Here is a 17,055-nt window from a genome sequence, read left to right as displayed (position 1 = left end):
TATGGCTCCTTTGCAAATTTATAAAATGTTAGAAACTGATACTGTAGCCTGCAAATACTTCGCGACCAATGTGGCCTGCATTATATAAGCTATCATCTACCCAATTACCAGCATCATCCAAAACAACACCTTTATCAAATAAATTACGTGCACCTAGAGTAACTGTTCCATAATTCTCAGTGAAGTACTTAACGTTTAAGTTATGAACAACATAAGTTGGATTATGATTTTCGAAAACTTGACGGAAGTTTTCTGGGTTACCGTCTTTAGTATCTAAGTAGCTATCTTCAGCTGTGTCAGCAATTACATCCGTTGTCCAGTTTATAGCTAAATTATCGATTGAGTAATTAATCACAAACTGTGATCTCCACTCTGGAGTACCTGAGTCACCTATAAAGTTTTGCTTAGGACCGCCGAAATAAACATCCTCTTCGGCGTCAGTTACCCAAGTTGTAACATTTTTAAGGTTAAATTCACCAAAACTAGTTTCAATATTGTAAGACAAGTCAATATCGAAACCTTTGCGAGACATAAAGCCACCGTTATCTGAGCGAGTAATCACATCGCCTATAATAGCTCCCGAATTATCTCGTTCTAACTTAACACCTGGGTATTGAGTTGTGAAACTATCAAGATTACCGCCGTATTCGATGTTAATTAAAGATTGAACTGTGATTTCAGATATAACATCTTCAACTTCAAGTTCAAAGTAATCTACTTTTACTGCAAAGTTTTCGATACCTGAATATACAACACCTAAATTCATGTATGTTGATTCTTCAGGACCCAAATTATTATTGCTTTCTTGTAAATTGTCGTACTGACGCTCTTTACAATCAGCTGTAGCAATGTTTTGTTCACGACAAGCAACATAGTCTGTCGCGTCGGTTGCACTGAAAGCTGTAGCACCAAGCAATTCAGATAAACTTGGGGCTCTAAAACCTTTAGAGTAAGAAGCTCTGAATAATAAATCATCCATTGGTCTATATTCTGCTTTTACACTAGGAGTTCCTTTGCTACCAAAGTCACTATAATCATCGTAACGATATGCTGCACTAACAACTAAGTTCTCAAGGATAGGAAGCGATACCTCATAAAATAGAGCTGTTGTGTCGCGCTCACCTGAAGCTGAATTACCAGCTGAGCCACCGATTAAATCGGCTTCAGATTGTGCATCGTATTTCGAGTCAAAAGTTTGCTCGTAATATTCACCACCAAAGTAATGCTGAATCTCTCCACCAGCCAATTCACCTAATGCAAAGCCTACACCGGCAAAATAATGGTCAAAGTTATTTTGTTGCTCAGTGTAAGTAGTAGAACGAAGGTTATTTACACCTTCTTCAGAGCCTAGATCAATACCATTAGCTTCATTGTAAGCAAGGCCTGAGTAGCTAAGATAGTATCTACCAGCAGATCTGTAGTCAAGCTTAGCTTTATGGTAAGAGATTTCCCATTCAATTGAATCTCCAGCTATACCATTTAACCCGATAGTATAATCTTGTTGATAATCGGTAACTTCTCCATCTCGGTTACCGATTTGGTACCAACGGAAATAACCTGTAGCTTCAGTATCATAAGGATTATGTTCGTTGCTTGCAGCCATATTTTCCCATTTAGCTGCTGGAGGTGCATAACGACCAAATGAATCATTTCTGCTAAACATGCCTCGAGCGTAAAGCTCAATATCATCAGTTAACTCATAAGATGCACTAGTCATAATTGAATCACGATTTGTTGACGCCATATTTGCGGAAACATTTGCAAAAGCAAAACCACAAACTTCACCACCGCCAACACCACCTAGTAAAGAACCTTGGTCTAAAGTACCAACAAAACCAGGTTGATTAGCAGTCAAATCATCACATTTATTAGAAGACTTGAATCCATCTGGACCAAGGATGGTTGCTCCGTAGTAGCTGATGCCCACTGTTTCGTCATAAATAGATATCAGTCCATCACCATCTAAATCTTCCATAGATGCTGAGGTATAAGCACGATCTTTATCAAAAATTGCACCTTGCTCTTGGTGATCATAAACAAATGTAATGTTACCTTTGTCAGAATTTACACCAAAAGAAAGTGACATTTGCTTAGTATCTGCGCCTTCTTCACTAGGACGACCAAATTGGATGTCGAATGAAGCACCTTCGTAGTCTTTTTTCAATATAATATTAATAACACCAGCGATTGCATCAGAACCATAAACAGCAGATGCGCCATCTTTTAAAATCTCAATACGTTCTACTGCAGCCATTGGTATAGAGCTCAAATTTGCAGAAGCACCACCAAGAGAAGGTGAACCCGCCATACGCTTACCGTCTAGTAAAACAAGAGTTCGATCTGAACCTGCGCCAAGAAGGCTTACCGTAGATTGTGACTGAGCAGATGAACCTGAAGATGGAACAAATGAACCAAAACTATTCGATGTAACATTGCGTAAAGCGTCTGCTACTGAAATACGGCCTTGTTGCTCAAATTCAGCTGTCGTAATAACTTCAACAGGACTTGCGCCTTCAAGGTCAACTCGTTTAATGCGTGAACCTGTAACCTGAATACGCTCAACTTTTTCTGCGCCTTCTTCTGCAGCAAATGAACTTGCTGAGAAAGCAGCAGTAGAAGCTGCGCCAAAAGCGATCGCTAAGCGAACTGCTTTTGAAACTTTATTATTTAACATTTGATTCTCCCTAGAATACTATTTGTTTTTTTATTTTTGACCACTTTTGTTAACTAAATTGTGATCATGCTCCAGATGATAATACTATGAATACAAGGCAGTCAACATTAAATTAACTTTAAAAATACTTTAAGTGACTTCTCGTTATCATTTTTACGTTTTTTTGTTTCGTTTTTTAAGCTCTTTTTCGAACCTAATTTATAAAAAACCCAGCCACAAAAAACAAACCACTGATTTAAAGGGGAATTATTTACTTTAGTTAGATTTTTATTTTGTAGTGCTTTTGAATAAATATGTAACCAAGATCACAAATGTTAACTTTTACAATTTTTATGCAAAGTAGGAACTTAATATCGAAAAACAACCTATAAAATGCCTATTTACCTCATGATTAAGTTAAAATAATGTAGCTTGGGTAGAATCAGTTGGTGTGTTTAATGCGCTTAATATCATTTGCGCAACAGGGTCGAGCTGTCTTTGAATGTACAGTGGGTAGTTCAGAATGTTTTTACCGGTATAAAGCTCAGCGCCGGTTACTGCGTATACATATTCAATCACCTGCCCGCGTTTTATTTCAAACTCAGGATGATTCGCTTTGTATTTTTTAACAGCTTGAACATGAGGAGGAATATTTTTGATGTAATCGTTAAGGTGCTGCCCTAACCGCTTTCTATATACTAATTTACGGTCGAACTCACCATTATAAAGTTTTTGCGTGTAGCTGTTTATTATATTGTGCAGTTGCTGTATTTCGAAGTCGTCGGTAAATAAAGTCTCGAATAACTGTGTTTGAAACTCTTGTGCAAACTCAGTCCAATCACTGCGAACTGTTTCCATACCTTTAAAGACCAACTTTTTTTCATTGTTTTTTATTACTTGACCAACATAACGTTTTTTAGAACCTGTTTTTTTACCTCGTATAGTTGGCATAAAAAATGGACTGTAATGGGTTTCAAATTCAATTTCTAAATAGCTTTTTAAACCATAACGCTGCTTTAAATCTACTTGCCACTTTTCGTTGATATGTCGAACAAGTTGGCAGCCAATTTCGTTGCATTGCTCAGGACTGGTATCTTCACTAAGTTTTACAAACGTAGAGTCGGTATCACCATATATCACCTCAAAGCCTTGCGCTTCTATCCATTTACGGGTTGTTTGCATTATCTCATGGCCACGCAAAGTAATGGAACTCGATAAACGCGGATCGTAAAACCGACAACCCTTAGAGCCGAGTACGCCATATAAGCTATTCATAATAATTTTAATCGCTTGCGAGAGCATGGGTTGATTAGTGTCTTTTGCTTCTTGGCGAGTTTGTGTCAGGTGCTCAATTAATTTTGGCAGGTGGTGCTGCGTTCTTGAGAATAACGCCTGATTAAATCCTTCAACCGCATGCTCTGGTGCATTTAACCCTGCGATTAAACCTAGCGGGTCAATACAAAACGTACGCATAATTGAAGGGTATAAGCTTTTAAAATCAAGTACCAAAACGTTTTTATACAGCCCTGGAGTCGACTCCATCACATAGCCACCGGGGCTTTCAAATGAGAGCCCATGATCGCCTAAATTGGGGGCAACATAACCACTGCGGTGTAATAACGGTAAGTATAAGTTTGTAAATGCGGCAACCGAGCCACCCATGCGTTCCAGTTCGAGCCCTGTTATTTGGGTTCTGACTATGGCAAATTCAAATAACTTTAATTTTTCGAAAATTTGATTAACCAAAATACAATCTTGGCGGTTATAAGCAGCAAGAGCGAGCTTGTCTTCATTAAATTGGCGTACAATTTCAGATAATCGGTTATCGGTTTTTATTAATTTAGATTCGTTAAGCACACGCTCTGCAACATTGGCTAATGAAAAGCTGTCAAATCGGTAAGTGGCATTTTTTAATGTATCAATGCCATCAATGATGCACCGCCCAGGAAGCGTTAATCGGGTGTAATGGCCTTTATTAATATACAAAGGTTGATTATCTCGGCCAAAGTTAAGGGTAAGCCCTAACGCCTCTGCGCGTTCTTGCAATAAACTAAAATCAAAATCAATGACATTCCAACCAATAATAACATCAGGATCGTTATTTATAATGTACTGCTGCAACTTGGTAAGTAGGTTAATTTCGTCATAGCACCAGTCTATTTCAAATGTCGAGTCGCTCTGCTGCGGCTCCCCTATCATCAATACGCAATCTAGGCCATTTCCCACCAGTGCAACACTAAATAGCACGCCATCGGCATTACATTCTATATCCAAAGAAACAGACTTAAGCGTTGGCGTATAATCGGTGTTTGCTTTTAACTTTGCGTCACTAATTTCAATAAAGCCGTTTTGAGCTTTGGCGTTACCCGCTACCCACACACCTCCTTTAATAAAGCGCTCCATTAAAAAGCGGTCGCTGTGGCGTACATCGGCCTCATAAATTGGCATTGCTTGTTCTAGTAGAGTTCGCGCAGTATATAAACTATGTATGTCGTTGAAGTAACAAGCCACACATTCGCTGCCACTAAAATGGCACAACTCAACCTTATTAAATTGCGCTTTTATATTTGCCTGTGCGAGTAAAGTATTTGCAGTATGTTGCGCTGACAATGGGATGAAAAACACTGCCTGCTGGTTTTCAATAATAACTTTAAGTGGGCCCTGATCAGAGCTTAGCCAATAGCACAAAGTAATACCTTGTGCATTTTTAGCCGCGTATTGTTGCCTTGATAAAATAAAGCCCTGATAGATTGCTTGTGTCAATGTTCGATCCCACTTAATATATACACTGTAATTATATACATATTTTAGGTTAATCATCACATGCTATCGAGCTCACTTAAAAAAACAATTAGACAAGTACACCAGCATGTTGCAAATAACCTAACCGATTACCGTCCTCGCAGTAGTCAAAACTATTTAGTTGCTGAAATCGCCAAAACATTAGCCGGTGAATACCATAAAAAACAACGTATTTGTGTTATTGAAGCAGGCACAGGCACCGGAAAGTCATTAGCTTACTGCCTAGGCGCTCTACCACTGGCATTAGCACAAAAAAAGAAATTGGTTATTTCCACAGCTACTGTGGCTTTGCAAGAGCAATTAATCGCTAAAGAGCTGCCGTTTTTTAAAAAACACTCAGGGCTCGATTTTAAATTTGATTTAGTAAAAGGCCGCCAACGTTATATTTGTGCACACAAACTTCATAATGCACTAAACAGCGATAGCCAAACTCAAATGGAGTTTATGCCTACCCTTACATCGCCATTAAGTGATATGGAAACTAAGTGCTTAAAGCAACTTTACGATGCCTATATCAATAAAAAATGGCAAGGCGATAGAGACAGCTGGGCCGATACCATTCCTGATAGAGTATGGGGGCTCATTGCTTGCGATAAGCATGCTTGCCAACGCCAGATGAAAGCACACCAAACATGCCCGTTTCAACTGGCTCGCCAGCAGTTAATGCAAATGGATGTTTTGGTTATAAACCATTCGTTACTGTTAGCCGATTTAGACTTAGGGGGCGGAAAAATTTTACCCGAGCCCGACAACACCATTTATGTAATCGATGAAGCGCATCACCTTGCGCATATTACCCGCGATTTTTCATCTGCTGCGGCTACAATAAAAGGCACGATAGATTGGCTCGACAAACTCACTAAATTTAGTGGCAAAATGGCCAAAGTGTTAGTGGGTCAAAAAGGTATTGGGCAAAACTTTAAGTTATGCGATAGCGTTAACGATGCTAACAAAGATTTAAAAGTGGTGCGCGATATACTCGACAACGCTGATTTTGAATATTCAAAAGACGATACCTATCGCTTTGAACATGGTGAAATACCTAAATCGTTACACGCAAAAGCAAAAGACATTAGCGAAGCCACGCTTGATGCATTACGGTGTTTAAATAAAATGCACGACACCCTCACCCAAGATGTAAGCGACGGTGATATTAAACCTTATATTGCCGACCCCATTTTGGCTGAAAGTGGGCAATACATAAACCGATTAGAGCAACTTAATAAATTATGGTTTAGTTACGCCACTAAAGGTGAAGGCACGCCGCATGCACGTTGGATAAAACGACTTGAATATAAAAGCCATCATGATCACTTGCTTAGCGACTGCCCCATTGAGGTCGGTTATTATTTAAAAGATAAGCTGTGGAGCGAATGTGCTGGAGCCGTGTTATGTTCAGCCACCTTGAGCGCACTCGGCTCATTTGATCACTTTGCCTATGAAAGCGGCCTTGCTAAAGAGGAAGGGGTGAAATTTATTAAAGTCCCCTCTCCGTTTGACTACCCAAAACAAGCCACTTTACGCATTCCGGCCTCAAGTATAGAGCCAACAGATAAAGAATTTAGCGATCATATTGCTAAAACATTACCCGAATATCTGAACACTAAAAAAGCCAACTTAGTGTTATTTGCCTCTTACTGGCAAATGGACCATGTAAGTAAGTTTCTTAGAACAAAAGGTTTTAACTTATTAGTACAAGGTGAAATGTCACGAGAAGCTTTACTCAAATTACATACTAAAAATATTGATGAAGGCAAAGGCAGTATTTTATTTGGTACCCAAAGCCTTTCTGAAGGGCTTGATTTACCTGGGAAGTATTTAGAAAACCTGATTATTACCAAAATTCCGTTTGCGGTGCCTACCTCGCCAATAGAAGAAGCACAAGCAGAGTTTGTGCAAAGTAAAGGCGGTAATCCGTTTTTATCGATTACTGTGCCAGACGCAGCAAAGAAATTGGTACAAAGCTGTGGTAGACTGCTGCGCAAAGAAAGTGATGCAGGCACAATAACTATTTTAGATAGACGCCTAGTCACCAAACGATATGGCAAAGCCATGCTTGACACCTTACCACCTTTTAAAAGACAAATAGATTACTGATGTTTGAACTTGCACTCGACCCAACAACTTGGGCTATTTTATGTGGCGTTGCACTTTTAGCGGGCTTTATTGATGCTATTGCTGGCGGCGGTGGATTACTTACTGTACCAGCACTGTTAACGGCGGGATTGCCTCCTCACTTGACGCTCGGCACTAATAAATTGGCCGCCAGTTTTGGCTCGTTAACGGCCAGTATCACCTATTATAAAAAACAATTATTTAACCCACGATTTTGGTTTGCTTCTATAATCGCCACCGCCATAGGTGCTTTGTTAGGCACACTCATTGTTGATCATTTAAGCATTGAATTTTTAAATAAGCTCTTACCCATTATTATTATTTTAGTGGCTTGCTACAGCTTGTTTGGTAATTTAAGTACCACACAAAGCGACGACCTACCTGAATTAACCCGCGCAATAAAAATTAAACAGTGGCTACAAGGGTTAAGCCTAGGCTTTTTTGATGGTTTGGCGGGGCCTGGAACGGGAACTTTTTGGACTGCCTCAAACGGTATGCTTTATAAAATGAGTTTGCTACTTAATTGTGGTTTGGCGCGTTCAATGAATTTTGTTTCTAACTTTATCTCGCTGATCACCTTTGTTGCACTTGGCCATGTTAACTTTTTACTGGGAATTACAATGGGCTTCTTTATCATGCTTGGTGCATGGTTTGGCGCACATTCAGCTATTCGTTTTGGCAGTAAATTTATTCGTCCAGTATTTAATACTATGGTTATACTTTTAGCATTAAAACTAATTTACGAGGCATACTTTTAACATGCAACCTGCTGCTTTAGACAAACTACGCCAACAAGTTGCTACGCTTAAGCAACAGGCAGAGCAATTTGATAAAGCAAAATTATTTGCTAAAAACCGGTATATGCAGGCACAGCCGAGCTTATTTGACAGAGGCGTATTTAGTACCAAAAGCATGAACTTAGCCGACTATGTAGTAGAAATAGAAGATGAAATAGCCAGCCTACCACCGAGCGAACACCGTCATGCCTACACCTATGCACTTGAGCGCATTGCCAGCCAGGTACAAGCGGTCTTTAATGTAATTAAATCGACCCCTATTTGGGTGAAAGAAAACAAAAGTCATTTTAAGCCTCGTGCCAAACAGCCTATTTACAAACAAGCAGTGCAAAAAATCATGCAATCATCCCACGAGTTATATGATGAACTTAAACAAAACCATGAGTTTGAACGCCGCTTGGTATTAATGATTGAAGAGCGTAAATTGCAAATGGAAAAAGCATCACCTGCGCAAGCACAAAAACTTAATCAAGAAATTTTAACCACTCATGCACGACTCGGCCGTTGTAGAAAAGCAATTTCTGCCACCGAAGACAAAATTCAACAAGTAGAAAAACAACAGCTACGCTAATGCAGCTTTTTTATCACGAACTGTACTCGCAATTAGAGTTACCTAAACGCCATCGCTTTCCAATTAAAAAGTATCAGCAGCTCAAGCATGAAGTTGAATTTTTAGGCTACACCCAATTTATATCACCTTCGCCAGCAACAACAGCGCAATTGAAATTGTGTCATAGCTCAGATTATATTGCTGACTTTTTAAATGGCTCGTTAACTGACAAAGCAGTTAAAAAAATGGGGTTTCCGCACTCACCTGAATTAGTCGAGCGAACCCTTTATTCTGTTGGTGCCAGTATTCAAGCAACTGAGAATGCACTTAATAGTGGTTTAGCGGCTAATTTAAGTGGCGGGTACCACCATGCTTATAGCAATTACGGCAGTGGCTTTTGTATTTTTAATGATTTAGCCATTGCGGCAGCGCATCTTATTGCAACGGAGCAAGCCGACACCGTATTAATATTTGATTGTGACGTACACCAAGGTGACGGTACCGCGCAAATAACCCAACAGCACGAGCAGATAATTAGCTGCTCAATTCACTGTGAACAAAACTTTCCTCGGCAAAAACAGCACTCAAACTACGACTTTGGCTTACCTGCAAACACCACAGATGCAGAGTATTTAACAACACTAGAGCAAGCTCTTGAGTTATGTGTTCGCCTCCACCAGCCCGATATTATTTTATATAATGCGGGCGCCGATATTTATACCAAAGACGAACTCGGCTTATTTGATGTTTCTTTGGCTGGCGTATACGCGCGTGACTTTGCCGTTCTTAACTTATGTAAGCAGCGAAACATCCCGCTTATGTGTGCTTTAGGTGGTGGTTATCAGCGTAACATTAATGATTTAGTCCGTGTCCATAAACAACTATTTAAAGCGGCTCTCGATTTATAACAGTCCTTGGTATAGACTCATTAAAGACAATAACAAAAAGTGACTGGAATATGCGATTAGATGACGACATACACAATTTTTACGAAAAACTCGTTTTAGAAGAAATAGAAAAACGTAAACTTAATGAACGTTACAACGACGATGTAATGGCTGACTTTTGCTGTACCGTACTCAATCAATTACCCCCACGTTATATTCGATACGATGTAGATATGGCATTTTATTTAACTCAAACAGATCGTTTAGATATGCAGCAACGCGTTGAACTTGCTATTAATTTTGCGATTGATCAGATTGCTAAAAAGAAAGATATTAATGAGTAACCCGCTAGAAGACGCCCCTACACACATAAAACTTGCTGTGGATTTAATTATGATATTAGAGCAACACGACGTAGAGCCCGAAGAAGTATTAAAAGCGCTCGATATCGTAAAAAGTGACTTTGAGAAAAAGCTAGTTAGTAACTAGCTTTACTCTATTGTTTGTATTTCATGAACGGTGACAACACCATCGTGTTTATTACAATCAATTTTAATTTCGCCGAATGTTCGTCTCGGTGATGTTGACCTACGGCAGGTCATGTTTTGAGCTTTAACACTAAACTGCTCAATATAAACGGCCACAATTGCATCTATTTCTTGCTTCTCGTGTGTTGTCGCAGCAGTATAAAAAGTATCATATTGTTGTGACCAATTTTCAACGCCTGCTTGTGCAGCAACACCCAACCACCCCATACTAAGCTTAGTTATTGCTCTAAATATTGCCCTTTTCTGTATGCCTTAACACCATTATATTCTTTTTTTCTTCATGGTATTATCGTTGTAAAGACTTATTGGTGACGAATTACAGCCAGTTATTAAAGCCATCAATACCAGCAAAGTGGCACTCAATTGTCGATGATTCAATATTATCCTTAATTTATTATTGTTTTTGCCCAGAAACATACACCACTTTTAAAACACCCGCCCTAAAATTTGTTAGCATAAATTTAACATTATCATGGGATTGCAAAGCTTACAGCGATTATTTTATTAGCGCAGTTTTAATCACCCATTTAAAAATAGATAAACCTAATTTTTAATACCCTGTGTTTATACCCAAGCTACTTTACTACTTTAAGTACAATACATTTAACTGGCTCAAATTTATCACTGGCTGTCTGTTTGTTGAACTAGTAGCAATAACTGCGCGGCCGCTTTGGCATCGTCTAATGCACGGTGATGATTGGTTAAACCTAAATTAAAGTGTGCCGATAAATTACCGAGTGAGTATGACTTTAATCCCTTAAATGCTTTGCGTGATTCAACGACTGTACACAGTTTTGGCATTTTAAAATTAATTCCCACCCTCTCAAGCTCTTTTTTAATAAAGCCATAATCAAAATTAACATTATGCGCCACAAAAATACTGCCTGAGAGCTGATTCAGTAACGGCTCTGCAATATCGCTAAATATGGGCGCATTGCTTACCATGGCATCGTTAATACCGGTTAGTTTGGTAATAAAACGAGGGATGGGCCGCTCTGGGTTTATCAGCGTAGTCCATGTATCAATGATGTTGCCTTGCTGTATTTTAACAATACCAATTTCGGTAATGCGGTTACCGCCTTTGAGGCCTCCTGTAGTTTCAATATCTACCACACTATAAATACGGTTAGGGTCTACATACCAGTTTACCGCTGCAATATTGACTTTAAAACCACTGTTTTTTAAATTTTCAATACTCACTAGTTGGTTTCTTTTAAGCTTGTCTCCGGGCGCTTTTACCTCTTCAAAATGAACGCTATTGTTATCAACAATCATTAAATCGGGATAACCATCTTTTAGCTGTCGGTAGTTTTTTGCCATATTTTTTAAATGCTGAAGTAAAGCCGTTATTGGGCTATTTAATATAAGCATCTCTACTGGCTTTAATACATCTTTGTGCCACCTAAATAAGCCATTTGGTTGCTCATAATACTTCGCGGCATGGTCACACACTAAACGCAGCAATTTCTGGGCACTACTACACGCAGCTAGCCGCGCTTCTATTTGTGAGGATTGATTTATATAAAATGTGTCTGTTTTTAACGCTTGCGGGAAAATATCAAATTCGTTACAAGGTGGTGTTGGGGTTTCAATAAAGAGCTCTTGCCAAAAAACCAGCGCAAATAAGCTTTGCCATAACGTATTTTCAGTATAAAAAACGTGTTTGCCTTGACGAGTGTAGTGCTCGCTTACACCTAACTCAACATCGCCACGGTAAAGCTCATCAACTTCTATAATACAGCGTGTACTGGCTAACATTTCACTAAGCCGTGAGCGTGTTTGCTTGTTAAATTTTCGCATTAAAAAGTCATCCGCAAAGTACAATAACTCATCGGTGAGCGGATTTTCTATAATTTTCTCAAGTTGCGCCTTTACCCATTCTTTATTGCCTAAACGGTATTGCTCTCTTATTTGAATTTCTAGTGCGTGCGCATCGTCTTCGCAGGCATTAAGTACATCAAACGCTAATACAGGGTTAGTTGTTTTTAGTTGCTTATAAAGTATGACCAATAACTTATTCTTTAGCTCTCGAGCTATAACTCCTACTGCTAATTCATTTATTAACTGTTTTGCTAGCGTCTCATTTTCATTGTCATCTTTCGCGTTTTTAACGGCTAACCGAAAACGGTTTAACACATAGTTAGATTGCGCTTCCTCAATTGAGTCAAAGCGAGACAAACTTTCATTATGCCCTTGCCTAACAGGAGTTACCCCTAAATCTCTTAGTACAAACCGGTTTTGATGATTAACATCACCGGCACTGAGCCTGCCAAGATACAAAAATTCAAAATACTCGTAATACTCTTCTCTATTATTAATCACGTACTGATTATACAAATGCGAAAGACGCTCTGGCTTAGATTCAAAAAATGAAATAGCGACTTCAACTAAACAACTTTTAGCCGCACTTTTTTTAAATAATGGTGGCAGCTCTTGTTGAGCTAACAACTCAATTAAGGCCGGCTTTGTTAGATGACTAAGCAGTTGCTTAGCGTCTGCTTGTGAGGGTTCACAGACTAACCCAGCTGTTTTTAAATTAAAAAGTGCCTGATAAGGCGAAATAATCTCTTCATAATTTAATGACTGAGTTTGCACTAAATAAGGTTTACGAGAATAAATACGTGCTAGCATGCATTGGCTTTGCTCGTCGAGTGTGTTTATTTTATTAATAAATGTAATGTGCTTTTGCTCAAGTAAATGCATACATTTATCACTCACAAAGCCTATTAGCTCTTTAAAATGTGCCAAATAATATTTTGCTGGTAACTCTTTTCTCATAAAAACCGCCTGAACTGTATATAAAAACAGTATCTAGCATCTCATTATTTTTATCAACCCAATAAAAATTTTTTATGCATACGTATTACTATTGAAATATCTTTTTTAGCGTGATTACTCTGTGCTAAGGTTGCCCGCAAATTATTAGTGGTACTTTAACTTCATTACACATAATAAAAATTAGGATTGAACAACATGACAACACAGTATGCAGCTAAAGGTGTGCAAAGCGCACAGACAAAGTGCTCACTTTTATACGTTATTTTTATATCGGCTGTTGCCGCCATTGGTGGTTTTTTATTTGGTTTTGATTCAGGCGTTATAAATGGCACTGTATCGGCATTAGGTAATACATTTAACTCAAGCAGTGTAGCAACAGGGTTTAATGTTGCCTCTGTTTTACTTGGTTGTGCGCTGGGTGCTTTAGCTGCTGGCCCATTAGCTGACAAATTTGGCCGTCGCGCTATAATGATTGTCACTGCACTTATATTTGCTATCAGTGCATTTGGCTCTGGCATTGCTGATAGCTCAGCTGAGTTTATTTTTTACCGCTTATTTGGTGGATTAGGTATAGGTGCGGCATCTGTTTTAGCGCCGGCTTATATTGCAGAAGTAGCACCTGCCAGCTTACGCGGCCGTTTAGCAACACTGCAGCAGCTTGCTATTGTGCTGGGTCTGTTTGCTGCCTTTTTAAGTAACTACCTAATTGCTAATGCCGCAGGCGGTGCCGAGGGTATTTTACTGTTAGACTTAGCTGCATGGCGCTGGATGTTTTGGGCTGAACTGGTTCCTGCAGGCTTGTTTTTAATTGGGGTCTTGTTTATCCCTGAGTCACCGCGCTACTTAGTTGCACAAGGCAAGCTTAAACACGCTAAAACTGTATTTAATAAAATTTCAGACGATGATGCTGATGCGCAAATCAATGACGTAAAGCAGTCTCTGAAAAGCGATAAAAAACCAAGTATTCGCGATTTATTTATAGATGGCAGTAAAAAGGTACACCCTATTGTTTGGGTGGGTGTGGCCTTGTCAGTGTTTCAACAATTTGTTGGTATTAACGTGGTATTTTATTACGGTTCAGAGCTTTGGCAAGCCGCTGGTTTTGATGAATCACAATCACTGTTTATTAATGTACTTGCCGGCACTACTAATATTTTATCGACCTTTATAGCTATTGCTTTAGTCGATAAAGTAGGTCGTAAGCCACTATTATTGGTAGGTAGTATAGGTATGTTTATTAGTTTAAGTGCACTTACCTACACCTTTGGCAGTGCAGGCCTTGATGAAGCGGGCAAGTTAGCACTTAGCGAAAATATGGGTACCTTTGCTTTAATAATGGCTAACCTGTTTGTGGTATTTTTTGGTTTAAGCTGGGGCCCAATTGTGTGGGTACTGCTTGGCGAAATGTTTAATAACCGCATCCGTGGTGCAGCGCTTGCAGTTGCTGCCAGTGCGCAGTGGATAGCTAACTTTGCTATTACTATGACCTTCCCGATTATGCTAGGTAGTATTGGTTTAGCAGGCGCCTATGGTTTTTACACTCTCTCGGCGTTTATTAGTGTGTTCTTTGTGGTTAAATACATTAAAGAAACACGCGGTATGAAATTAGAGTCAATGTAAATTACTTGGCTGGAGTAAAATAGCGCTTAAAAATGCTATTTTACTCCAACGTATTTATCTCTCCTTTGTAAGCCCTTTCATTTGCTTGTTCCTCATCTACAAACAATATGCTTTTTTAGTATATATAATCTTTTAAAGTTCTTTTTTAGAATATAAAAAGTTAGCTATTGTTCGCCAACTATCTCTACTTAGTCTCAATTTAAATGAAAAACAGTTACTCTCGGGCCTTATTTTCACCTCTGCGTTAAGCACATTTAATGTATTTGCAACGAATGGCTATTTTACTCATGGCTACGGTATGACTCACAAAGGCATGGCAGGTGCTGGTGTAGCGTTATCAGAAGAGTTAATGTCGGGTGCAAATAACCCGGCTACTTTTTCAGCTAATGGCACGCAAATGTCGGTAGGCATAGAATTATTTGCTCCTGAGCGTAACTACACCGCTGCAAAGGTCGATGAATACTTTACCAATGCACTGTATTTGGACGCAACAACCAAAAAAAGTGATAACAGCTTATTTGCAATTCCCGAATTTGCTATTGGCCATCAATTAAATGAGCGCATTAATATTGGCCTATTAGTTTACGGTAACGGCGGAATGAACACAGAATATGTGGCTGCTTCTGCCCCTCAAGGCACATTTTATGGCGGCACCACTGGTGTTGACTTAAAACAGTTATTTGTCAGTCCAACCATGAGCTATCAATTAAATGAACAAATACGCCTAGGTGTTTCTGCTATTTATGTAGTGCAACAATTTGAAGCACAAGGTTTGGCAAATTTTGCCGCCTTTTCGCAAAAGCCAGAGGCGCTGTCTAATAATGGCGTTGATACCAGCACAGGCATTGGAATGCAACTTGGGATCAGCCACATTATTAATTCGTCATTTAGCTGGGGCGCCAGTTACCGTTCATCAGTGTCTATGGATGAATTTGACCGTTACAGCGGCCTGTTTGCAGAGCAAGGCGGGTTTGATTTACCAAGCTCTATTCAGCTCGGTACCGCTTGGCAGTTTTTACCATCGCACCAAGTGGTGTTTGATTGGCAAAAAATAAATTACAGTGAAGTAAAAAGTATCGCCAACCCTATTACTAATTTAATGTCAGCGCCACTAGGGGCTGAAGCCGGAGCAGGCTTTGGTTGGCACGATATGAGTATTTATAAACTGGGTTATCAATGGCAACGCACTGAGCAACAAAAAATTAGGTTTGGTGCTTCTTATACTGAGCACCCCATTCCATCATCTGACATTTTATTTAATATTTTAGCGCCCGGTGTGCAAGAATGGCATTTTACAGCAGGCATTGGTCATGCGCTTAGTGACGCGGTGCAATTTAACGCAATGGCTTTTTATTCACCCTCTAAAAATGTAACAGGTGCAAACTATTTAGCGCCTAATCAACAACTATCAATTTCAATGGAACAATCAGGATTGGGTTTATCCCTTGCTTGGAGGATTTAAACGATGACAACCGAATTCACACCACTATCTGGGGCTATTGGCGGTGGTTTAATTGGTCTAGCCTGCGCGTTATTACTGGTTTTATTTGGTAAAGTAGCGGGAATTTCAGGGCTTATAAAATCAATTTTTAATCCACTGGCAGCAGCTTCTCGTTGGAAACTGTGTTTTGTGATGGGGTTATTACTAGCAGGTGTATTTATACAATTATTTGCCCCTGAGCTGTTAGTAGGCGAATTAAACTTATCGCCTTGGATGATTATTATTGCAGGGCTTTTGGTCGGTGCGGGGACCACGTTAGCGAATGGCTGCACGAGTGGTCACGGCGTATGTGGTATGTCTCGCTTTTCGGCCCGTTCATGGGTATCAACCTGTACGTTTATGGCAATCGCCATTATCACCGCTAATTTAGTAGGGTAAATCATGCACGCAATTATTACGCTTATTTTAGGGTTTGTATTTGGTTTGGGACTAATTATTAGTGGCATGACCAACCCAGATAAAGTGCTTAACTTTCTCACTTTTAATCAACAATGGGACGGTAGCTTAATTATTGTTATGGCTGTTGCAATGACCATTATGATGGGCGCATGGTTTTGGCTCACTAAAAAAGGCACGCCGGTGTTTAACGACAAACTAAGCCTTAGCGATTTAAAAAAGGTCGATACGCGGTTAATTACTGGCTCTATTTTATTTGGTTTAGGTTGGGGCTTAAGCGGCGTGTGCCCGGGCCCTGGGCTTGTACAACTGGTATCACTTAAAACAGAGTTTTGGTTATTTTTTGCTTCCGTACTTGGCGGTATGTGGCTGACCAAAAAAATATAATATGAGTCATCGAGCACGCCT

At 39.4% G+C, this 17,055-nt stretch carries 13 protein-coding genes and 1 pseudogene; 10 read left to right on the top strand and 4 right to left on the bottom strand.

Annotation, left to right across the window (positions count from 1 at the left end):
• Positions 1-28: 28 nt before the first annotated feature.
• Complete coding sequence (locus tag LOC50_RS04195) at positions 29-2,674, bottom strand: TonB-dependent receptor domain-containing protein (RefSeq protein WP_250653677.1); 2,646 nt, start codon at positions 2,672-2,674, stop codon at positions 29-31.
• Positions 2,675-3,070: 396 nt separating this feature from the next.
• Positions 3,071-5,416, bottom strand: coding sequence for a DNA polymerase II (locus LOC50_RS04190; protein WP_250653676.1), 2,346 nt, complete (start codon positions 5,414-5,416; stop codon positions 3,071-3,073).
• A gap of 60 nt (positions 5,417-5,476) precedes the next feature.
• Between LOC50_RS04190 and dinG the strand changes: the two genes are divergently transcribed.
• Genes dinG through LOC50_RS04160 form a run of 6 tightly spaced genes read left to right on the top strand, consistent with a single transcriptional unit; the run spans position 5,477 to position 10,293 of the window.
• Positions 5,477-7,552 carry an ATP-dependent DNA helicase DinG gene (gene dinG, locus LOC50_RS04185; RefSeq protein WP_250653675.1) on the top strand — a complete coding sequence of 692 codons (2,076 nt, stop codon included), beginning with the start codon at positions 5,477-5,479 and terminating at the stop codon, positions 7,550-7,552.
• Positions 7,552-8,328, top strand: a complete 777-nt coding sequence (locus LOC50_RS04180; protein WP_054202433.1) for a TSUP family transporter — start codon at positions 7,552-7,554, stop codon at positions 8,326-8,328. The genes dinG and LOC50_RS04180 overlap by 1 nt, the downstream gene beginning before the upstream one ends.
• 1 nt (position 8,329) lies before the next feature.
• Positions 8,330-8,938: a primosomal replication protein gene (locus LOC50_RS04175; RefSeq protein ID WP_250653674.1), complete on the top strand. Its 609-nt coding sequence runs from the start codon at positions 8,330-8,332 to the stop codon at positions 8,936-8,938.
• Positions 8,938-9,825, top strand: coding sequence for a histone deacetylase family protein (locus LOC50_RS04170; RefSeq protein WP_250653673.1), 888 nt, complete (start codon positions 8,938-8,940; stop codon positions 9,823-9,825). Before LOC50_RS04175 ends, LOC50_RS04170 begins: the two co-directional genes overlap by 1 nt.
• Positions 9,826-9,875: 50 nt before the next feature.
• Positions 9,876-10,148 (top strand): late competence development ComFB family protein, encoded by a 273-nt coding sequence (locus tag LOC50_RS04165; RefSeq protein WP_013465384.1) that lies wholly within the window; start codon positions 9,876-9,878, stop codon positions 10,146-10,148.
• Positions 10,141-10,293: a YbaM family protein gene (locus LOC50_RS04160; protein WP_081762898.1), complete on the top strand. Its 153-nt coding sequence runs from the start codon at positions 10,141-10,143 to the stop codon at positions 10,291-10,293. Before LOC50_RS04165 ends, LOC50_RS04160 begins: the two co-directional genes overlap by 8 nt.
• A 2-nt stretch (positions 10,294-10,295) precedes the next feature.
• On the opposite strand, the pseudogene LOC50_RS17420 reads toward LOC50_RS04160, so the two are convergent.
• Positions 10,296-10,730: pseudogene (locus LOC50_RS17420) on the bottom strand (SEL1-like repeat protein).
• 243 nt (positions 10,731-10,973) lie between these two features.
• The gene (locus LOC50_RS04150; protein ID WP_250653671.1) at positions 10,974-13,130 is read right to left on the bottom strand and encodes an exonuclease domain-containing protein; all 2,157 of its coding nucleotides are present in this window, start codon (positions 13,128-13,130) and stop codon (positions 10,974-10,976) included.
• Positions 13,131-13,325: 195 nt separating this feature from the next.
• Between LOC50_RS04150 and LOC50_RS04145 the strand changes: the two genes are divergently transcribed.
• The 4 genes from LOC50_RS04145 to LOC50_RS04130 all read left to right on the top strand — a co-directional run bounded on the left by LOC50_RS04145 (position 13,326) and on the right by LOC50_RS04130 (position 17,034).
• A complete protein-coding gene (locus tag LOC50_RS04145) occupies positions 13,326-14,750 on the top strand; it encodes a sugar porter family MFS transporter (RefSeq protein WP_051498241.1) in 1,425 nt (474 codons plus the stop codon).
• A 298-nt stretch (positions 14,751-15,048) separates the two neighbouring features.
• On the top strand, positions 15,049-16,212 hold the full coding sequence (locus LOC50_RS04140; protein ID WP_250653670.1) for an OmpP1/FadL family transporter: 1,164 nt from the start codon (positions 15,049-15,051) through the stop codon (positions 16,210-16,212).
• 3 nt (positions 16,213-16,215) lie between these two features.
• Complete coding sequence (locus LOC50_RS04135) at positions 16,216-16,629, top strand: YeeE/YedE family protein (protein ID WP_036981994.1); 414 nt, start codon at positions 16,216-16,218, stop codon at positions 16,627-16,629.
• A 3-nt stretch (positions 16,630-16,632) separates the two neighbouring features.
• On the top strand, positions 16,633-17,034 hold the full coding sequence (locus LOC50_RS04130; RefSeq protein WP_036981992.1) for a DUF6691 family protein: 402 nt from the start codon (positions 16,633-16,635) through the stop codon (positions 17,032-17,034).
• Positions 17,035-17,055: the final 21 nt, after the last annotated feature.

The sequence above is a fragment of the Pseudoalteromonas sp. SCSIO 43095 genome (genome assembly GCF_023650455.1).
Lineage (GTDB): Bacteria > Pseudomonadota > Gammaproteobacteria > Enterobacterales > Alteromonadaceae > Pseudoalteromonas > Pseudoalteromonas tetraodonis.
Note: the sequence above shows the minus strand (reverse complement) of the source record. Positions and strands in the feature narration are given on the sequence as shown.